Source organism: Candidatus Flexicrinis affinis (genome assembly GCA_016716525.1).
Taxonomy (GTDB): Bacteria; Chloroflexota; Anaerolineae; order Aggregatilineales; family Phototrophicaceae; genus Flexicrinis; species Flexicrinis affinis.
Window position 1 is genome coordinate 1,925,439 of the sequence record JADJWE010000001.1, and the last position, 19,863, is coordinate 1,945,301.

Consider the following 19,863-nt stretch of genomic DNA (forward strand, 5'->3'; position numbering starts at 1 on the left):
GAGACGATGGACAAACGACTACTGGCACTTGCGCGGGCCAACCGCCCGCAACTGGCCGCGCTGACCGCTGTACACGCTGTCGGCGCGGCCCTGATCGTCGCGCAAGCAGGCCTGTTTGCGACAATCGTGAGCCATGTGCATCCGCAGCGCGAGACGGCGGCCGGGGTATCCGGGCTGGTCGTGCTGCTCGCAGTCACGGTCATCGGTCGTGCGCTGCTTGCTTACGCTGGCACAAGTCTCTCTGCCGCGCTCGGGCGGGTTACGAAAGCGGCGCTCAGGATGCGTCTAGTGCGCGAGTTTGCGGGCCGCGACCATCGCCTGCGCACAGTCGACCGCACCGGTGACGTCCTCGCAGCGTCCGGCGAAGGCACCGAGGCCATCGAGCCGTTCTTCCGCGACCTACTGCCTGCGATACTTCAGGCCGTTCTAGTGCCTCTCATCGTCCTCGCAGTCGTTGCGCCGATCGACCCGCTGAGCGCGCTCGTCCTTCTTCTGACCGCACCGCTGATCCCCCTGCTGGGCGCGCTGATCGGCAAGGCAGCAGGGGCGCAAGCGCGCCGTCGCTACGCGGATATGTCACGGCTCAGCGCGCACTTCTACGATGTCCTGCAGGGCCTCGTCACGCTCAAGCTGTTCAACCGCAGCCGCCCTCAGCGAAAGATCATCGGCGACGTCACCCGCGCCTTCCGCGAGTCCACCATGGCGGTACTGCGGACGGCGTTTCTGTCCGCGTTCATGCTGGAACTGATCGCTACCCTGAGCATTGCGATGCTTGCCGTGGAGATCGGATTTCGGCTTATGGACGGCGGCATCGACTTTGGACGCGCGCTATTCGTGCTGGTCATCGCGCCGGAGTTCTATCTGCCAATCCGGCAGCTCGCTGCCAAGTTCCACAACTCGGCAAACAGCTCGGCAGCGGCCGACAAGCTGTTTGCGATGCTGCTGTCCGGCGAAAAGGTCGAACGCCCTGCCGGTAAGCCCGCTTCAAAGCCGGCGCGTATGGGGCGCATCACGTTCGACGATGTCTCGTTCGCCTTTCAGCACGGCAGAACGGCGCTTGCGGGCGTAAGTTTCGCGATCGACCGCGGCGAATACGTTGCGATCACTGGGCCGACTGGCGCCGGCAAGTCGACACTTGCCGCAATCGTGATGGGCTTCATCGAGCCGACAAGCGGTGCCGTCACGGTGGACGGGACGCCTATATCGGAGTTCGATTCCGAATCATGGCGCAGATTGATCGCCTACCTCCCGCAACGCCCACACCTATTCAACCTTTCGATAGCTGACAATGTGCGGCTTGGTGAACCTGACGCCTCCGATGACGACGTATGGAATGCGCTGGTGCGTGCGAGCGCAGACGGCTTCGTGCGCGAACTCCCGCACGGGATCAATACGCTGTGTGGTGAACGTGGAACGCGCTTCAGCGGCGGGCAGGCCCATCGGATCGCACTGGCGCGTGCCTTGCTGCGTGGCGCACCGCTGTTGGTACTCGATGAACCGACCGCCCACCTCGACATCGAAACCGAGCGCGCGATCGCCGAGGTACTGAGCGCGCGACCGATCGGCACAACCGTGATCCAAATCGCCCACCGCATGCAGGCCATCGCCGGCGCCGATCGCGTGATCGCGTTGGAGGACGGTCGGCTTGTGACATCGGATCGCGACGAGCCCTTCGCGCAGATGGAGGTAGGTTATGCCCAGCCATAGCTCCACACTCCGGCTCGTCACGCTGCTCAGACCCTATGCGGGGCGTATGCTGATGGCGGCGGTTGTCGGCGCGCTCACGATCGTCAGCAGCATTGGCTTGATGTTCACGTCGTCATGGCTGATCGCAACCGCCGCGCTCCAGCCCACGATCGCCGAACTCGGAGTATCTGTCGTACTCGTGCGCGCGTTCGGCATCGGGCGCGCGGGTTTCCGATACCTTGAGCGAATTGCCGGCCACCAAGCAGCATTCCGCCTCTTGGGCGACCTGCGTGTTGCGTTCTACGATGCCGTCGAGCCGCTCGCGCCAGCGGTCATCCGTCAGTGGCGCACCGGCGACCTGCACCAGCGGGTAATCGCCGACGTCGAGTCGCTGCAGAACGTGTACTTACGCGCCCTCGCGCCCGCCGGATCTGCGCTGGTCGTGACGTTAGCCGCCGTGCTGTTCCTGTCGCTGCTCGACCCATGGATTGGCCTTACGGTGGCGTTGGTCATGGTGCTCACGGGCGTGGGGCATCCGCTGCTCACGTGGCGACTGAGCTGGCTTCCCGGCCGCGAGGCCGCGCAGCTGCGGTCGGCCTACAACGTTCAGATGGCCGACTATACGCTTGGCATGACCGACCTGCTGGCGAACGGCGCACATCTGCGCTGGCAGGCGCGGATCGCGACGACTCTGTCACGGCTCGAAGCGGCCGAACGCCGCAGCGCGCGGGGCGATGCGGTATCGCAGGGTGTCGGCATGCTGCTGAGCGGCGGCGCGATGCTCACAGTGCTGATCATCGCATCCGCACGGTTGGACGGCGTGCTGGTCGCCGCCTGCGCGCTGGCAACCGCCGCCGCATTCGAGGCGTTCACGCCGCTGTCCGCCGCGGCGCACCAATGGGGTCACTCTTCAGAGTCCGCGCGGCGGCTGTTCGAGCTTGAGGCGATGCCGCGCCAAGCCCCTCGCCTACTGGACCCATGCCCAGTTGGCGATCTGGTCTTCGAACACGTCGATTTCAGGCACGGCTCCGATCTGCCGCTGGTCGTTCGGGACTTCAACGCGCGCATACCGTATGGCGCGCACGTGACGATCACAGGGCCAAGCGGCGCAGGCAAGTCGACGCTGGTCAATCTGGTCGCGGGATTCGAGCAGCCGAGCGGCGGACGGATCGCGCTGGGCGGCGTCGACATCACACGGGTCGAACCGGAGGCGCTCCGTACGCGGCTCGGTATTCAGATGCAGCGCGCCGACCTATTCAATACAAGCATTCTAGAGAACATCCGCCTTGCACGGCCGGACGCGTCCGATGAAGACGTAGAGCGCGTGGCCGAGATGGTGCAGCTCGGGCCGTGGATCGAGCGTCTGCCCGACGGTATTCGCACCATTGTGGGCGAAAGTGGCGCGACGATCAGCGGCGGTCAGCGCCAGCGAATCGCGGCTGCACGCGTCATCCTACGCGACGCGCCGATTTGGATACTGGACGAGCCGACCGCCCATTTGGATCGGGCGACCGCCGACGCCTTAATGCGTGCGATCGAGGCGGCGGCAGAGGGGCGCACGTTGATTGTCATGCAGCATGAGGCCGACAAGGCCATCGAACCGGCAGAGGATCAGACACTTGTGCTTGCCGTGTAGCTGTTGTTCGACGATGGGCAAATAGAAAACGGCCAGCGTTTGTGCTGGCCGTCTGTGTCGGGAACGACGGGATTTGAACCCGCGATCTCCACCTTGACAGGGTGGCATGTTAACCGCTACACCACGTCCCCTGAACGAACCGCAGTTTATCATTAGCCACGGGGGGTGTCAAGGCTTTTCGCCTGCTCGCTGCAGAAGATTCGATCGATCGTCGGTTCGGCGTCTTCGGATTGCAGCGCCTCCCACGCCGCGCGTCGCCGCGCCCAGAACTCTCCCTCTGGCCGCCAACCGATCGCAAGCCGTCCGAGGTCGGCTCTCGTGAGCAGCCATACGTCGTCGCGCTTTACAATCAAGCTCTGCTCAACAAGCCAATTCGCGGCTGCCAGCCACGCCTGCCGCGCGGTGTCGAGGTCGCGAGCAAACGCTTCGCCAAGGCGCGACGCCCGCGCCAGCAGCGGCCGCATCAGGACACGCTTCAGGCCGTGCAGACCCTGTGGGCTGGCATCGACTTGGAAGACAACGTCGCGCAGGACACTCGCTGGCTGTTCGTGGTCGCGCATGCACGCAAGTTCGACCTCGTTGTCAGCGCGGATGCCCCAACGCCGTAAGTAGTCCCCCCAGATTACCTGAAACTCCTCTTTCTCGGGAACATCACCAAGATCGATCGACTTCCGTACTGATAGATAATCCGCAGCAAGGTCGCGCATCTTTGCCCGGGCGGCGAGCCGCGTAGGGTCGCCCATTCCTCGTAGGGCTGTGAGTATCGCCGTCTGACCGGCTTCACCAGCGGCCGCGGTCGCCGCGAGCCACAGATGCGACAATCGCCATATCATGATTCCGTACAGGTCCGCGGTCTGGTCGAAGAGATCCACGAGCGCCTGTGCATCGCGGGCAGGCGCGTCCAGAACGAGAAGACGCGGCATGGTCAAGATGGACATAAGGTGCGCCACGAGCAGCCGGAGCGCCGTCCCTCGCCCGAGGGAGCGGACCAGCCGTCCGGTACGGGGCGGAAGCAGGACCCGGTGCGCATCAGGCGCAAAGGGCAGCAGAAGGGTGGTCCCCAGCCCAAATGCTTGAAGCGCGGTGGCTACGTCTGAAGCGTCGACATACAGCCTGCCATGGGCGACACAGGCTGGCGCTGGCATTTCGGACAGCCCGCCCTCGACGTTTGTCGCCCGTGACCATGCCCCAACTTCGGCTTGCCGGCACACATCGGCCACCAGCGGCGTCAGCGGGCCGCCGCCGGACCCCGACACGGGAACGAGCGTCATTGTCGCGGCGCGGGATCGCCCGGATTCGCACGGATGGACGCTCAACAGCCAACATTTCGTACCATCGTCTGCCCATTCCACGTGCCAGTGCTCTCCACCAAGCCAGCGGCGAACATCGCGCAGAAGAGCTTGCACACGCGCCAGAATCGGCTCCAGATCTGGCGGGTTGGGTACGCGCTCCCAGCCGAAGAGCCGCTCTAGTGCTGTCTCGTGGTAGCGTGAGCCGGTCGCAATCGCCACAAGGTCGCGCCCGATGCCGGCAGATGTCCATGCCTGTCCGTGCTGCTCGATTGCGGGCGCGTGTTGGATCAAGACCGGCTGAATAGTGGCGTCGGCATGGACACGGAGGTGGTCCTGCCAAACTGCGACGACTGCGGACAGCACGTCCTCAGGCGAAACTCGCTGCACAACCTTGGGCTGCGCGACTCGCTCCGTGGCGTGGATCGGTTTCACCCACACTGCCGAGCTGGCTCCGCCGGCCCCGTCCAACCAGAGAGCCACCACGGACGGGTCGAGCACCTCGATGCGCCCGCCGTCGATTGACAACGCGCCGTGCAGCACGGCAAGGTCCGCTAGCGCCGGCAGGACGAGGTGACCGCTAGGGACCGGCATTCCGGCACGCACCGCCCGATCGAGTGCCCGAACACCGTCGTGGGCTGGAAGGCTCGCAGTGCCACGCCCACCTAGCGGTACAACGAACTTCTCGATCATGATCCAGCTACCGAACAGTCGTTCATCAGGTTCCGCGTACAGATTCGAATAGACACAATGCACAACACCTTAGTGGTACGAAGTGTACGAAATGAGTCGCGAAATTGCCGCGATTTGCGCCCAGTCTCTTGTTAACCCTTGCTCAGGGCAGTATCCTCAGGCTGGCTGTGTTATAGCCAACATGCAATCAAGGGAGTACTGGCATGATAAGACCAGTCGCAACAGTTCACGTTGTCCCTGTGCTGCCCAAGCCAATCGAACGCCTGAGCGATCTGGCGTACAACTTGCGGTGGTCGTGGGATCAAGCGACGATTGACCTCTTCCGCAGGCTGGATGGCGACCTGTGGGAGGAGACGTATCACAATCCGGTGCTGATGCTGGGCCGGATCGCGCAGGACCGGCTGAATCAGGTGGTGTCCGATCCGGCGTTCATGAACACGTACCACAAGGTCGTAGAAGATCACGACGCCTACATGAATGACAAGGAAACGTGGTATATCACCCACCGGACCGGCGGCAAGACCAAGTCCAGTCCGGTCATCGCGTACTTCTCGATGGAATACGGCCTGTCTGAGTGCCTGCAAACCTATTCCGGTGGCTTGGGCATTCTCAGCGGCGACCACCTCAAGAGCGCCAGCGACCTCGGCTTGCCGCTGGTTGGCATCGGCCTGCTGTATCAAGAGGGATATTTCCAGCAGTACCTGAATGCCGACGGCTATCAGCAGGAAATCTACCCGATCAACGACGTCGCCAACGTGCCGATTACGCTTATGCGCGACAGCAGGGGTGCGCCGCTCAAGGTCGAGGTTCCGCTTCCGGGGCGATCGCTGTACGCGCAGGTCTGGAAGGTGCAGGTCGGGCGCGTGCCGCTCTTCCTGCTCGACAGCAACATCGCGGACAATCCCCGTTCCGACGACCGCAACATAACCGACCGACTGTACGGCGGCGATCGTCGCCAGCGCATCCGGCAGGAACTCCTGCTGGGAATTGGGGGCATCCGCGCGCTTGAAGCGATGGGTATGCGCCCGTCGGTGTGTCACATGAACGAGGGCCACAGCGCGTTCCTTGCGCTGGAGCGCATCCGCATTTTGATGAACGAGGCGGGTATCAACTTCTCTCAAGCGAAGGAGATCCTGCGCACGAGCACGCTGTTCACCACCCACACACCGGTGCCCGCCGGGTTGGAGCGATTCGGCTACGACCTGATCGACGAACACTTTGGCGAGTATTGGGGACAGCTTGGCCTCAATCGCGACCAGTTCCACGACCTCGGCCGAGAGACGATCGACAACTACGACCTGTTCTCCATGGCCGTCCTTGCGATCCGACTTGCTTCGGATGCGAACGGCGTCGCAGAACTGCACGGAGACGTATCGCGCGGGATGTGGGCGTGGCTGTTCCCGAACGTCCCCATTCAGGAAATCCCGATCAACTCGATCACGAACGGCATCCACATTCAGACGTGGGTCAGCCGAGAGATGGCTACGCTGTTCGATCGATATCTCGCCCCGTCGTGGAGATTGGAAGAGCAGCTCGAAGATGCGTGGAGCGCCGTCGACAGCATCCCGGATGCGGAACTGTGGCACACCCACGAACGGCGGCGCGACCGGCTCGTCGGGTTCGTGCGCTCGCGCCTGCAATCGCACTTGCAGCGCCGCGGCGCATCGCAGCGCGAAGTGGAAGCAGCGGCTGAAGTCCTCAACCCGGATGCGCTCACCATCGGGTTTGCGCGCCGGTTTGCCACTTACAAGCGCGCCACGCTCATCTTCCGCGACGTCGACCGCTTGAAGGCGCTGGTCAACAACCCGGAACGCCCTGTGCAGTTTATCTTCTCAGGCAAGGCGCATCCCCACGATGAAGAAGGCAAGGCCTTCATCAAACGAATCGTTAATTTGGCCCGCGACCCCGATCTGCGTCAGAGTATCGTGTTCCTCGAGAATTACGACATGCTCGTTGCGCGGTACTTGGTGCAAGGCGTCGATGTTTGGTTGAATAACCCGCGTCGGCCGAAAGAAGCGAGTGGAACCAGCGGCATGAAGGTCGTCTACAACGGCGGGCTGAACTTCAGCTCGCTGGATGGGTGGTGGGCGGAAGCCTACACGCCGGAGGTTGGTTGGGCGATCGGCGCTGGCGAGGAATACAGCGAGCGCGCCGCCGAGGCACAGGACGCGATCGAATCCGAGGCGCTGTACAACGTGCTGGAGCAGGACATCATCCCGCTGTTCTACGACCGCAGCAGAGACAGTCTTCCGCGCGGTTGGATTCGCAAGGTGAAGTCGAGCATCAAGGCGCTAGCGCCGTTCTTCAACACGCGCCGAATGGTCATGGAGTATGCGCAGCGGTACTACTTGCCCGAGTTCGACCGTGCATACCACCTCACCCACCCTGACCTGAAGCGCGGTCTGGCGTTTGCCGCGTGGCGCGCGAGCCTCGATCAGGCGTGGCGGGGCGTGCGTGTACTGCGCGTCGACGTGCCGGGCGATACGATGAACGTCGGCGAACAGGTCGAGATCAAGGCGGTGATTTCACTGGGTCAACTGCAGCCGGGCGACGTGTCGGTTCAGCTCTACTCCGGCCCGCTGTCGACCGACGGCGACATCGACGAAGGCGAAGCCATCGAAATGGCGCACGTCTCCAACCGCAATGGCGAACACGTCTATGCGGCGACTCTCGGGTACGGCTTCAGCGGCAATCGCGGGCTTTCGGTGCGCGTGCTTCCTAAACACGACACCCTCTCGACGCCGTTCCTGCCCGGGCTGATAACGTGGGCCTAGGCTGAATTTTGCGCCAAAGCAACGGGCCGCGAGAAATACGCGGCCCGTTCTGATTCAATGGCGTGCTGTCGCTGACTACCCGCCAACCACATCGAACCCGGTATACGGGCCGCACTCGGCAGGGATCACCAGCGCCGTGCCGGGGATTACAAGCCGCGTGTTCGTGATGTTGTTCGCGGCGAGGATACAGTAGTGATCCTTGTTGAGCCGCGCGCCAATGCCGTCCACCGTCTCCTGAGGTTGGACGACCACAACGTTACCGGAGAACTCGGCGCCCTCGGCGCGCGATCGGAGCTGCTGCAGTTCCGCGGCGTTCGGGAACTGATCGTACGGCGTCGCGCCTTCCGGGATGAACAGCGATGTCCCGGGTGCAACGTTCGGCGCAAAGCCAAGCCGATTGACAACCCGCAGCGTCACGACCGAGATGTTGAACCGCTGCGCAATGCCCATCAGCGTGTCCCCGGCGACTGTCACGTATGTCTGGCCCGGGACTCCGGACATCTCGGGCGCGTTGGCCATCGTCAGCGCCGGGAACGTGCCGTATTCCGGCGCATTCACCGGCAGCACGATGACCGTACCGGCCTCAAGACGACGGCCATCGGCGACACCGTTGACCTGCTTGAGCGCCTGCACCGAGATATTGAAGAGCTGTCCGATCTCGTCGAGCGTGTCCTGCGGGCGCACGACATACGTCCCGTCCGCACCGGTACGTCCCGGCGCGTTGGGCCGCGGGTTGATCACCGGCGCGGCCCCGTCGTAGGCCGGGCACGCCGCACTGATGACAAGCTGGTCGCCCGGCTGCAAAATGGCGCCGACCGGGAGGTTGTTCGTCTCGCGTATGCAGGCCACCCGTACATCGAAGAAGGCCCCAATTCGATCGAGGTTGTCTCGGGCTACCACTGTATACGTTACGTCCGATTCAAGAATTTGCGCCGGCGCGTCGGCCTCTTGAGCCGCCACGGGCACGACCAACAGCACGACGAGCAGGAGTAGGATTACCCGCTTCCAGTTCATGTTCGCGCGTCTCCTGAGTAAGAACCGCTTTGAGTGTAGCATACCACACTGCTTGAGGCGCGACACGCAAGGTTGTACATAGGCGCCGCACCCGGTACCTGACGATCATCTTACGCGCCGCCCCGATTTCCGGCATCATGATAGAATAGCCTCGGGAAGTGTAACGGGGAATGCGCCGCATGCGCTCAGTTCGAATTCTATTGGTAGCTTTAGCTTTGTCCGCCCTGCTGGCTAGCGTCGGGTCGTCAGCCCAGCCGATACCGCTCGGCGTACCTGCCGCGCCTAACGCGTTGGCCCCAATTTGGGTGGCCGAGCTTGCGCCGGGGATCGACCCCGATCAGGCCGCGGCGCAGGTCGGTCTGGTGAATCGCGGCGCCGTACCCGGCAGTGCTAACCGTTACGTGTTCGGGCCGGCAGGCGAGCTTGACATCGCCGCGCCTGCGCCTCAGGCGATGTACACGCAAGAGGCGCGCCAGTCCGGCCTCGTGTTCTTGCAGCAGCAGGTGGCGCTCAATCGTTACCCGCGCGTGAGCGACCCGTTGTACGGCGATCAATGGCACCTGAAGAACACCGGTCAGGGCGGCGGCACGAGTGGAGTTGACGCGAACGTCGAACCGGCGTGGGCGAATGGCTACACGGGAACCGGAGTCGTCGTTTCGAGCGTCGACGATGGCGTGTGGCACACCAACCCCGATCTCACGCCGAACTACAGCCCTTCGCTCAGCTACGACTTCGTCGGCAACGACCCGAACCCCGAAGGCGGTTGGCACGGCACGTCCGTCGCTGGTGTGATGGCTGCGGCCGACGACGGGACGAACTGCGGTGTCGGCTCTGCGTACGACGCCACGCTCTCCGGCGTGCGGCTGCTCGGCGGCTTCACGACAGATGCAATGGAAGCCCAGGCCCTCGGTTTCATGCCGCAGGGCATCGACATCTACAACAACAGTTGGGGCCCGTCAGACAACGGCGCGACGCTCGAAGGGCCCGGCCCGCTCACGTTAGCGGCCATCGAAACGGGAATCACGTCAGGACGAAACGGCCTCGGGTCGATCTACGTGTGGGCGTCTGGCAACGGCAAGGCGTCGAACGACAACGTCAACGCCGACGGTTACGCCAATTCGCGCTACACCATCGCGGTCGCGGCCCTCAGCAACTTCGGGACAAACCCGTGGTACAGTGAACGCGGCTCGGCCATCCTGATCAGTGCCCCCAGCAGCGGCGGGTCGCTCGGCATCACGACCACGGGCGGCAGTTCCAGCGGGTGCACGAGTGGCTTTGGCGGGACAAGCTCGGCATCTCCGCTGGCTGCGGGAGTCATCGCCTTGATGCTCGAGGCCAATCCCAATTTGACGTGGCGCGACGTGCAGCACATTCTCGTCCAAACCGCCGCGCCGGTCGACCCATCTCACCCCGACTGGCAGACTAACGGGGCGGGACACGACTACAACCACTTCTACGGATTCGGCCGTATCGACGCCGATGCAGCGGTCGCGCTGGCGGAGTCGTGGGGCGGTGCAGGGCCGGAGATCGCCTATGACAGTGGAGCGATCAATACCAACAGCGCCATTCAGGACGGCCCGAACGGCGCATGGACGTCGATCCAGTTCAACGTGACCGACGCGATCAACGTCGAATCAGTGGATGTGTGGGTGACGGCAACTCATTCCAGCCGTGGTCAGCTCGTGTTCGAGCTCGAGTCTCCGTCCGGAATGGTCAGCGTGCTAATGGCGGGCCGGCCCGACACGGGAGACAACTACACTAATTGGCGATTCAACTCTGTCGCGCATTGGGACGAGCTGGCGATAGGCACGTGGACGCTTCGCGTGCGCGATGCCGTTGCGGGCACCACCGGCACGCTCAACAGCGTGCGCATGGCCATCTACGGCACCGACAGCGACAGTATCGTTATCACGCGCGATCCGCTGGACGCAATCGTCCTTTACGACGAGGCAGTCGAATTGTCCGTCGCTGCGGCCGGCCAGAATCTATCATATCAATGGTATAACGGGGCCTCGGGCGATACGTCTAGCCCGATCAGCGGCGCGGAATCGGCGACGCTCGTCACCGATCCTCTGACCTCTGGCGCGTTGTTCTGGGTGCGCGTCGACAACGGCGTCGTTTCGGTCGACAGCGCAACGGCGTCGGTCAGCGTCACCAACAGTGTTCAGGCACTGCGCGACCCGGCATTCGACCTCGGCCTCGGTGCGTGGGCGTTTGTCAGAGAGAGCAAGCTCAAGTGCTACAGGACGTACGTGTCGGCACCGTGCAGCATGCGCTTGAAGAACACCGCTTCGAGCGTAGGAGTAGCAAAGCAGACTCTTCAGGCGGCGACGTATGACTTCTCCCTGCGCAGCACCGACTCGTTCCGAGTGCGCTTCTTTGCTCTTGCCGATCCAGCCGTCAACGCGGTCGTGCAGGTCAAGGTCAAGCATGCCGACCCGCTTGCCAACACACTCAAGCTTTTGATTCCGGTACCGGCGGACGGCACGTGGCATCTCCTCGAGAGTCAAGCGTGGCTGTATCGCGATGACGTCACCAAAGTCGTCTTCAAGGTCAAGGATTCGTCGTCACAGGCTGGCGCCAAGCTGTGGGTTGACGACGCGGAGCTCTATCACGAACGCGGCGTGATCCGGCGCACGGCGGACCAAGACGTGCTCCCGCCGCCTGCCGCGCCAAGCGGATTCCGCAGTCCCGGCTAGGCTTCTTGCAGCTCGCGGGCGTGGGCAACGGTCGACAGAGACAGGCCCTGCCGGCTGAGGATGACGAAACCGTGGAGCGTTGGCGGCAGCCAAATGATGACGTGGGCGAGCAGCGCATAGGCGACGGCATCGGCCTGTGGTACGCCAAACGCGATCAGCACGGTGGAGGCGAAGTATTCGAACACGCCGACACCGCCGGGCGACGACGGTATGATCTGGCCGAGGTTCACCGCGCCAACCACGATCAGCATCAGAAGGTAGTTTACCGGCACGACGTTAAATGCGACGGCAACCGCCGTGTAAGCTAGCGCCTCGATCATCCACGTTAGGTAGGATGTGCCAATCGCGCCGATCAGGTCACGTGGCCGGCTGAGGCCGACTGTCCCGTTGATGATGTCGTCGGTGAGTATCAGCAGGCGCGCGCCGAAACGTTCCGGCAGGCGCTTGGCAAGCCAGCCCGACAGCCGACGAAACAAGCTGGGCCGCAGTGCAAGAAAGAAGAACATCAGCACCGCGGCAAGGAACCAAATGCCGGTCACCACTGCCCCGTTGCGTAAGATGTCACTCTCGAGGTTCAGCGCAATCAACCCCACGAGGACGAACGTGACCATGACGATGCCATCGAAGGCGCGCTCGACCAATACGCTCACGCCGCTTTGGGCGATCGGGACTTTGTGTGAACGCTGAAGTAGCACACAGCGCAGGACTTCGCCCGCGCGGAACGGATAAATGTTGTTGCCCATGTAGCCGATATTGACCAGCTCGTACAGGCGTTTGAAGGGTACCGGCTGGACGCCGTCGATCAGGTACTTCCAGCGCCGCGTGACGACAAGGCGCACAGCAAATGAAATTGCGAAGCCGACCGCAAGCCAACCGAACTGCGCTTTTCGAATGGCATCCCACGCGTCTTCGGGCCGCAGACCGCGAAATGCCAGCAGCAAGAAGACCGCGCTGATTCCAATACTCAGCGCAAACATCAGCATTCGTCTGCGGTTCATGTCAGCCTTTCAGGGAGCGCGCAGGCGCCTGAGAACGCGCTCAAGTTCATCGGGTAACGGCGCCGCAAACTCAAGCCGTCGTCCATCCCTCGGATGGTCAAAGGCGAGTCGGGCGGCGTGCAGAAACGTGCGCCCCAATTTTATCCGCGGCTTCCGAAAACCATAGGTCGTATCTCCGACAACCGGACACCCGACGTGTGCGAAATGGACACGAATCTGGTGCGTGCGTCCGGTTTCAATGCGGGCTTCGACGAGCGCGTATCCGCCAGTGAACGTTTCGACCACGCGATAATGCGTGACCGCGGATCGTCCATTGCGGACAACGGCCATACGCGTGCGGTGCTCGGGGTCGCGCGCGATTGGAAGTGCGATCGTTCCGGCGTCGGGCTTGGGTGCCGATTCGAGCAGCGCTACGTACTGCTTTGAGACCGTGCGCCCCGCAAACTGCTTGGCAAGTGCGTTGAGCGCCTCCTCCGTGCGCGCCACGACCATCGCGCCCGACGTCATCTTGTCGAGCCTGTGCACGATTCCGTGCCGTCGCTGGCCCTTCACCTGCGCCAGTTCAGGATAGCGGGCCAGTAATGCGTTGGCCAGCGTACCGCGCTCGACGCCAGCGCCCGGATGCACAATCATTCCGGCGGGTTTGTTGATCACGGCGAAAGACGGCTCTTCGTACAGCACATCAAGCGGGAGTGCGTCGGGGATTAGTTCGCTCGGTGGTGGCGGTGGAATGACTATGCGAATACGCTCGCCGCGCCCCTTGAGCTTGGCCGCCGGTTTTGCTGGTCGCCCGTCTATCGTCACGCCCCCGTCTCGAATTATCGTCTGGATCTGCGCGCGTGTCAGTCGGGCAATGCGTTCCGATAGCCAGCGGTCGAGCCTATCTGCCGGCTCGTCAGCGACGAGCTCAATTGTCTCACCACCGTCAATGCTCACTCGGACTCCCGCACTGTCAGCGTGAACGTCCCGCCGGTACTCGGGCTGACTGCTTCGACCTCGATGATGAGCGCGATGTCGGCTGGGATCTGCAGCCCGAGAAATCCTGCCCCCGGCTCACCGGGACTGAGCGCATAACTCTCGTCAAGCGGCCGGTTGTCGCCCGGAAGCAGCAAGCGGATAGCCAACCCGCGTGCCAGCGCGCCGTCGCCCAGCACGATGATGTCGAGCTGCTGGCCTCCTCGCGCGACAAGCTGATACTGTACCCGCCCGCCGGGCGCTACCTCACCCGTAACGGGTTGGCCGATTTCAACCGTGCCGCCTGACGCGAGGTTGCCAGTCGCCGCATCGGCGGGAATCGGACGATTGCCGGCGAGGTAGCTTATCGCGGCTTCAAGCAGCACATCGCGGTTGGAAAGCACGCTCTCCTCGGTCACAGGAACGCGCACAGTCGGACGTACCCCGATCCCTTCGATGTTGATGTTGCCTTCGGCGTCCACTGCGCAGCTTCGGGTGTAGTTGAACGTGGCGCCGTCCGGCATCGCAATCGGAACGACGCTGCCGCCAAGGCCCGCTGTGGGATAATGCCCCACGATGGCGGCCCGCCCCTCAAGCGACATCGCCCACGCAAACGATTCGCACGCGCTGGCGCAGTCGGGCGAAATGAGCACCGCGACCGGCCCTTCGTATCGCCGTTCTTGCGGCGGCAGCAGGAACCGGTCTTCGAGCAGCGGATTGATGACGAAGTCCTGTCGACTGACACTGAACTGTGCCGTGTTGCCGATCACGACAGGCTCATCGAAGAAGTATGCGGGAAGCTGATCCCCCAAGAAGCCCGATCCACCACCGTTTCGCCGTATGTCGATGATCAGCCCCGGCAGCTCGTTGAAGCGCGCTTGCAGCAGGGCGCGCTCCCACAGCGAGACCGTTAGCGGCAGGTCGTCGCTGAAGCTGTAGATGCTGACGATGCCGAATCCGGTCGACGGGTCGACGCGGAATTCGACCGGCAGCTCCGTGCCCTCGAGCGGGCCGTTTAGCGCTGCGGCGAAGAAGCTGTCAGTGTCGAGGGCCGTGGTGAGCGACGTCGTAAGCTCGGTGCCATCAGCACGCTGAATCGTGACCTTGACGGGTGTGCCGATCGGGCGACGGTGCACGAACCTAAGCTGTTCGAGCCGCAGCGTGTGCGGCGTGCTGAACGACCCGGTGTATGGCACGACCGCTGCGAGCGCCTCGCCGATGGGTTCGCCGTCAATCGACAAGACGCGATCACCGACGCCGATTCCAGCGGTCTGCGCAGATCCACCCGGCGAAAGATAGGTCACAATCACCGAGCCGTCGTCTAGCTCGCGCAGCACAAATCCAAGCCCGCCGGAGGCGTCGCGCTGGAAATCCTCGGCAACGCTCGGCCCAGACACATGCCCATCCGGAATGCTCCACGCGAGATCGCGCAGTGCACGACGAAATGCCAACGAACTGCGATTGCGCTGCGCTTCCTCGACACGCGGCAGAAACTCCGACCGTTTCGCTTCCCAGTCGATACCCTTGTAATCGGTGAACGCGTATTCCAGCGCCAAATGGTCGATCATTGCGTTGAACGCGTCGGTGTAGCTCATGGCGCTGAAGTCGGTTAACTCGGCCTCTTCGGCTTCCACCAACTCAAGCGATACGGTAGTTTCGCGCGTGATTGAGAACGGCTCGGCGGTGATGTCGATTAGCGACCACCCGGCCTCGACCGGCATGCTCGGGTCGTCGCTTGTGAACAACACGCCGTCGTCCCCGCGGCCCGATGGAAAGGCCTGTTCGCCATCCTCTGCGTAGACCATCAAGGAACCACGCTCGAATTCGAGGAAGCTATCGATATCGCTGCTGATAATCGCGCTGTTCAGGATGCCGGTGACGTAGTCGTCACGCTGCTCCAGAAAGGGCGTATCCCACGTGTTCGAGGTAACCGCGACGACAAATACCTGCACGCCGGTGTCGTCGGTGCCGTCGTTGTCGAGATCGATCGACTTGCCGCGCCCACTATAGGGCATGCTCAGTTCGTAGCGAAACGGCGATTGAAATGGATTGGTGGTAATGGCTCCGATGATCTGCGAATCTTCGGAGGGCATGAAGTCGATGTCTTTGGTGATGATGCCGTACGCGTCGTACAACACGATATAGGGATCGGGCAGGAACAGGCGGAAATACGGGAAGGTATAGGACGCCGAGCCACTGATGTGTTCGACCCCCGGGTTCCGGTCGTTCTGCGCGTGAATGGGCGCGAAAACGAGTACGGCGAGTACGATTGCTGCTAAAAGTCGTCGGAACATCGAACACGTCCCCGGTTCTGGTGATAATGTCATTCTAGCCGGGGTTGTGGCCGCCGAAAAGCAAGCACAGGCAAGACCTCACGAAACTCTGAGCATTAAGCCGACTGTGCGAGCCGAGAGATATCACCCCAGTGGAGTTCGTTGTGCTCAATTGTAAAGTACAGCATCTCACGCAGAGTGAGCATTCCTACGGCAGGGTGCGGCAGTTGGTATGTGTCAAGCTCGACCTCGTCAAGCTCGTCAAGTGCATCGAGCATGCGGTCGTTGCCCTCGTTCCATGCGACGAGGAGCGCCTCCTTCACGCTGGTCATGCCCTCAGGATAGCGATAGTCGACTGGATTCACGCTGGTAACGTCTTCTGCCCTCAGCCCTTCACCGAGTTGAATCTGATAGGTTTGCCGCAGCGCGTCAAATGACATCGACGGACGCTCCGGTCGGCCGAACATCGCGATCAAGCGTTCCTTAGGAAGCTGAAGTGCGCGAGCGAACGGCTTAACGGATAAGATGAGGTGTTTAAGGTAATCGGCGGCCGGCCATTCTCGCCCCGAATGCCGAACAAACGCGTTGTCCGTCATCGCGGAAACAGTAGCGGCCAGACCCTGCTGGATTTCTCGGAGTCGACGTGAGATCTCATGCTTGTCCACGGCACTGTCTCCATGGCGGGCAGTCCGCAGATTATAGCGAGGAGGTAGAGTTGGGAAATAGAAAAGCGAGGAAGATGAGTTGGCAGCGGCCTACTCTCCCACACCGTCGCCAGTGCAGTACCATCGGCGCTCGCGGGCTTAACTTCCGGGTTCGGGATGGGACCGGGTGTACCCCCGCGGCTCTAGCCACCAACACACCTCCCTCGCCTTTTCACGAGGTCGGGTATTCGTTTTGCGGTTTGTTTGCCGTCTACGAGTAACTTTCCACACGCTCCGGTGCGCGAAGCGATCTGCTCCCTGCATCACCACGCATTCTGAACAAGGTCATTCGACCATTAGTATCGGTTCGCTCCACACATTGCTGCGCTTCCACGTCCGACCTATCCAGCACGTCGTCTCCATGCGGTCTCAGGGGGAGTCTCATCTTGAGGCCGGTTTCCCGCTTAGATGCTTTCAGCGGTTCTCCGCTCCGAAGTTCGCTACCCGGCTATGCCACTGGCGTGACAACCGGCACACGAGCGCTTCGTCCATCCCGGTCCTCTCGTACTAAGGACAGATCCTCTCAAACTCCCAACGCCCACAGCGGATAGAGACCGACCTGTCTCACGACGGTCTGAACCCAGCTCACGTACCGCTTTAATGGGCGAACAGCCCAACCCTTGGGACCTTATCCAGCCCCAGGATGCGATGAGCCGACATCGAGGTGCCGAGCCTCGTCGTCGATATGAACTCTTGGACGAGACTAGCCTGTTATCCCCGGGGTAGCTTTTATCCGGTAAGCTACGGCCTTTCCACTCAGGGCCGTAGGATCACTAAGCCCGACTTTCGTCTCTGCTCGGCGCGTTGGCCTTGCAGTCAAGCTGGCTTCTGCCTTTACACTCTTCAGCGGGTTTCCATTCCGCCTGAGCCAACCTTTGGGCGCCTCCGTTACACTTTCGGAGGCGACCGCCCCAGTCAAACTCCCCATCTGCCACTGTCCCCCGTGCTGTCACACGTAGGTTAGGGCCAAAACGTTAACAGGCTGGTGTTTCATCGCTGCCTCCACGCACGCTAGCGCGCACGCTTCCTTGGCTCCCAGCTACCCTACACAATCAACGTCCTAGCGCAATGGCAAACTAGAGTAAAGCTCCACAGGGTCTTTTTGTCCTGCTGCGGGTAACGCGCATCTTTACACGTACTTCAATTTCGCCGGGTCCCTCGTTGAGACAGTGCTCCACTCGTTACGCCTTTCGTGCGGGTCGGAACTTACCCGACAAGGAATTTCGCTACCTTAGGACTGTTATAGTTACAGCCGCCGTTCACCGGGGCTTCGATTCAGAGCTTGCACCCCTCCTCTTAACCTTCCGGCACTGGGCAGGCGTCAGCCCCTATACGTCTGCTTTCGCATTCGCAGAGACCTGTGTTTTTGGTAAACAGTCGGCAGAGCCTCTTCACTGCGGCCTCCTCTCGGAGGCGCCCCTTCTCCCGAAGTTACGGGGCCTTTTTGCCTAGTTCCTTAACGAGGGTTCTCCCGTTCGCCTTGGTATTCTCTACCCCTCTACCTGTGTCGGTTTCTGGTACGGGCGGCTGCTTCGATGGATTGTGGCTTTTCTTGGATCTCGGTACCTCTCACTTCTTGCTTGCGCACGGCATCGCGGGCTCTCCCCGCTTACCACCGTCATCCACTGCGACGGCTGAGTCTCCCTTGACCTTCCACTTTCCCCTGCAACCGGTAACGGAATATTAACCGTTTGTCCATCACCTACGCTTTTCAGCCTCGGCTTAGGCCCGACTAACCCGACGCGGACTGACCTTCCGTCGGAAACCTTAGAGGTTCGGCGACACTGGTTCTCACAGTGTTCTCGCTACTCATGCCTGCATTCGCACTCCTGCGCGCTCCAACGAACCTTCCAGTTCGCCTTCTCCGCCCGCAGAACGCTCCCCTACCATGCTTTCGTCTATCCCTAGCTTCGGTGGTGTGCTTGAGCCCCGTTACATTTTCCGCGCAACCGCGTTTGACCAGTGAGCTGTTACGCACTCTTTAAAGGGTGGCTGCTTCTAAGCCAACCTTCTGGCTGTCTAAACACGGTCACATCGTTTCCCACTTAGCACACACTCCAGGACCTTAGCGGTGGATCTGGGTTGTTTCCCTCTCGACTGCGAAACTCATCTCACGCAGCCCGACTGCTCGACTTTCAGTGTCCGGCATTCGGAGTTTGGTTGGGTTCAGTAAGCTTGTCGGCCCCCTAGCCCATCCAGTGCTCTACCTCCGGCACTGACATCGAACGCTAGCCCTAAAGCTATTTCCGGGGAGAACAAGCTATCTCCGAGTTCGTTTGGCATATCACCCCTATACACAGGTCATCCCCCGTTTTTTGCAACAAACGTGAGTTCGGGCCTCCACGTGATGTTACTCACGCTTCCACCCTGCCCATGCATAGCTCACCCGGTTTCGTGTCGAATAAGTGCGACTGGCCGCCCTGTTCAGACTCGCTTTCGCTTCGCCTCCGGCTGTTACTGCCTTAAGCTTGCCACACCTATTCACTCGCAGGCTCATTCTCCAAAAGGCACGCCATCAGGACATCGCTGCCCCTCTGACTGGTTGTAAGCACACGGTTTCAGAGTCTCTTTCACTCCCCTCGCCGGGGTTCTTTTCACCTTTCCCTCACGGTACTTTTGCACTATCGGTCGTCTAGTGTGTTTAGCCTTGGAGGGTGGACCCCCCAGCTTCCCACGCGGTTAGCGTGCCGCGTGGTACTCAGGATTCTGACCCTCTGCTTTCGCTGCGTGTACGGGACTCTCACCCTCTTCGGTCGGCTTTCCCAAGCCCTTCTACTTCGCTTCCCGCAGATTTCCGTCAGTCCTTCAACCCCGGTGGAACGCGTCCACCGGTTTGGGCTGTTCCGCTTTCGCTCGCCACTACTCGCGGAATCCTCTCTCTTCCTCAGGCTACTTAGATGTTTCAGTTCGCCTGGTTCCCTCGCTTTTCAGCGTGATCCGGCATGACCCGGACCGGGTTTCCCCATTCGGACATCTCTGGCTGCTCGCGGGTGCACACCCCTGACCAGAGCTTTTCGCAGTGTACCACGTCCTTCGTCGGCACTAGACACCAAGGCATCCCCCGTGTGCCCTTACTTTCCTTGTTCGAGAACACAGTGATGATGCAAGGAGCACATCGCTCCCCGCTTCACCCTTGCGTGTAT

At 61.8% G+C, this 19,863-nt stretch carries 10 protein-coding genes, 1 tRNA gene and 2 rRNA genes; 4 read left to right on the forward strand and 9 right to left on the reverse strand.

Annotated elements, in window-relative coordinates:
• Nucleotides 1-6 precede the first annotated feature (6 nt).
• Both cydD and cydC read left to right on the forward strand, forming a co-directional pair.
• The gene (cydD, locus tag IPM16_08270; GenBank protein ID MBK9123107.1) at nt 7-1,707 is read left to right on the forward strand and encodes a thiol reductant ABC exporter subunit CydD; all 1,701 of its coding nucleotides are present in this window, start codon (nt 7-9) and stop codon (nt 1,705-1,707) included.
• Nucleotides 1,694-3,322, forward strand: coding sequence for a thiol reductant ABC exporter subunit CydC (gene cydC, locus IPM16_08275; GenBank protein MBK9123108.1), 1,629 nt, complete (start codon nt 1,694-1,696; stop codon nt 3,320-3,322). Before cydD ends, cydC begins: the two co-directional genes overlap by 14 nt.
• A gap of 58 nt (nt 3,323-3,380) precedes the next feature.
• Here the strand turns inward: cydC and IPM16_08280 are convergent.
• Together IPM16_08280 and IPM16_08285 are read right to left on the reverse strand one after the other, a co-directional pair.
• Nucleotides 3,381-3,453, reverse strand: a tRNA-Asp gene (locus tag IPM16_08280).
• A 21-nt stretch (nt 3,454-3,474) separates the two neighbouring features.
• Nucleotides 3,475-5,304 (reverse strand): hypothetical protein, encoded by a 1,830-nt coding sequence (locus tag IPM16_08285; protein MBK9123109.1) that lies wholly within the window; start codon nt 5,302-5,304, stop codon nt 3,475-3,477.
• A 206-nt stretch (nt 5,305-5,510) separates the two neighbouring features.
• On the opposite strand from IPM16_08285, the gene glgP reads away from it, so the two are divergent.
• Entirely contained in the window at nt 5,511-8,078 is a 2,568-nt protein-coding gene (gene glgP, locus IPM16_08290) for an alpha-glucan family phosphorylase (protein MBK9123110.1), read from the forward strand.
• Between the two features lie 75 nt (nt 8,079-8,153).
• On the opposite strand, the gene IPM16_08295 is transcribed toward glgP, so the two are convergent.
• Nucleotides 8,154-9,092: a LysM peptidoglycan-binding domain-containing protein gene (locus IPM16_08295; GenBank protein ID MBK9123111.1), complete on the reverse strand. Its 939-nt coding sequence runs from the start codon at nt 9,090-9,092 to the stop codon at nt 8,154-8,156.
• A gap of 179 nt (nt 9,093-9,271) precedes the next feature.
• Here IPM16_08295 and IPM16_08300 point away from each other — a divergent pair, with 179 nt between their 5' ends.
• Nucleotides 9,272-11,791: a S8 family serine peptidase gene (locus IPM16_08300; protein ID MBK9123112.1), complete on the forward strand. Its 2,520-nt coding sequence runs from the start codon at nt 9,272-9,274 to the stop codon at nt 11,789-11,791.
• Here the strand turns inward: IPM16_08300 and IPM16_08305 are convergent.
• The 6 genes from IPM16_08305 to IPM16_08330 all read right to left on the reverse strand — a co-directional run bounded on the left by IPM16_08305 (nt 11,788) and on the right by IPM16_08330 (nt 19,805).
• A complete protein-coding gene (locus IPM16_08305; protein ID MBK9123113.1) occupies nt 11,788-12,789 on the reverse strand; it encodes a flippase-like domain-containing protein in 1,002 nt (333 codons plus the stop codon). The two genes, IPM16_08300 and IPM16_08305, sit on opposite strands and share 4 nt — an antisense overlap.
• A gap of 9 nt (nt 12,790-12,798) precedes the next feature.
• Nucleotides 12,799-13,701 (reverse strand): RluA family pseudouridine synthase, encoded by a 903-nt coding sequence (locus tag IPM16_08310; GenBank protein ID MBK9123114.1) that lies wholly within the window; start codon nt 13,699-13,701, stop codon nt 12,799-12,801.
• A 20-nt stretch (nt 13,702-13,721) separates the two neighbouring features.
• A complete protein-coding gene (locus IPM16_08315) occupies nt 13,722-16,037 on the reverse strand; it encodes a PDZ domain-containing protein (GenBank protein MBK9123115.1) in 2,316 nt (771 codons plus the stop codon).
• Nucleotides 16,038-16,132: 95 nt separating this feature from the next.
• A complete protein-coding gene (locus IPM16_08320) occupies nt 16,133-16,681 on the reverse strand; it encodes a DinB family protein (GenBank protein MBK9123116.1) in 549 nt (182 codons plus the stop codon).
• A gap of 77 nt (nt 16,682-16,758) precedes the next feature.
• Nucleotides 16,759-16,875: ribosomal RNA gene (gene rrf / locus IPM16_08325) — 5S ribosomal RNA — on the reverse strand.
• A 121-nt stretch (nt 16,876-16,996) separates the two neighbouring features.
• Nucleotides 16,997-19,805: ribosomal RNA gene (locus IPM16_08330) — 23S ribosomal RNA — on the reverse strand.
• Nucleotides 19,806-19,863 lie beyond the last annotated feature (58 nt).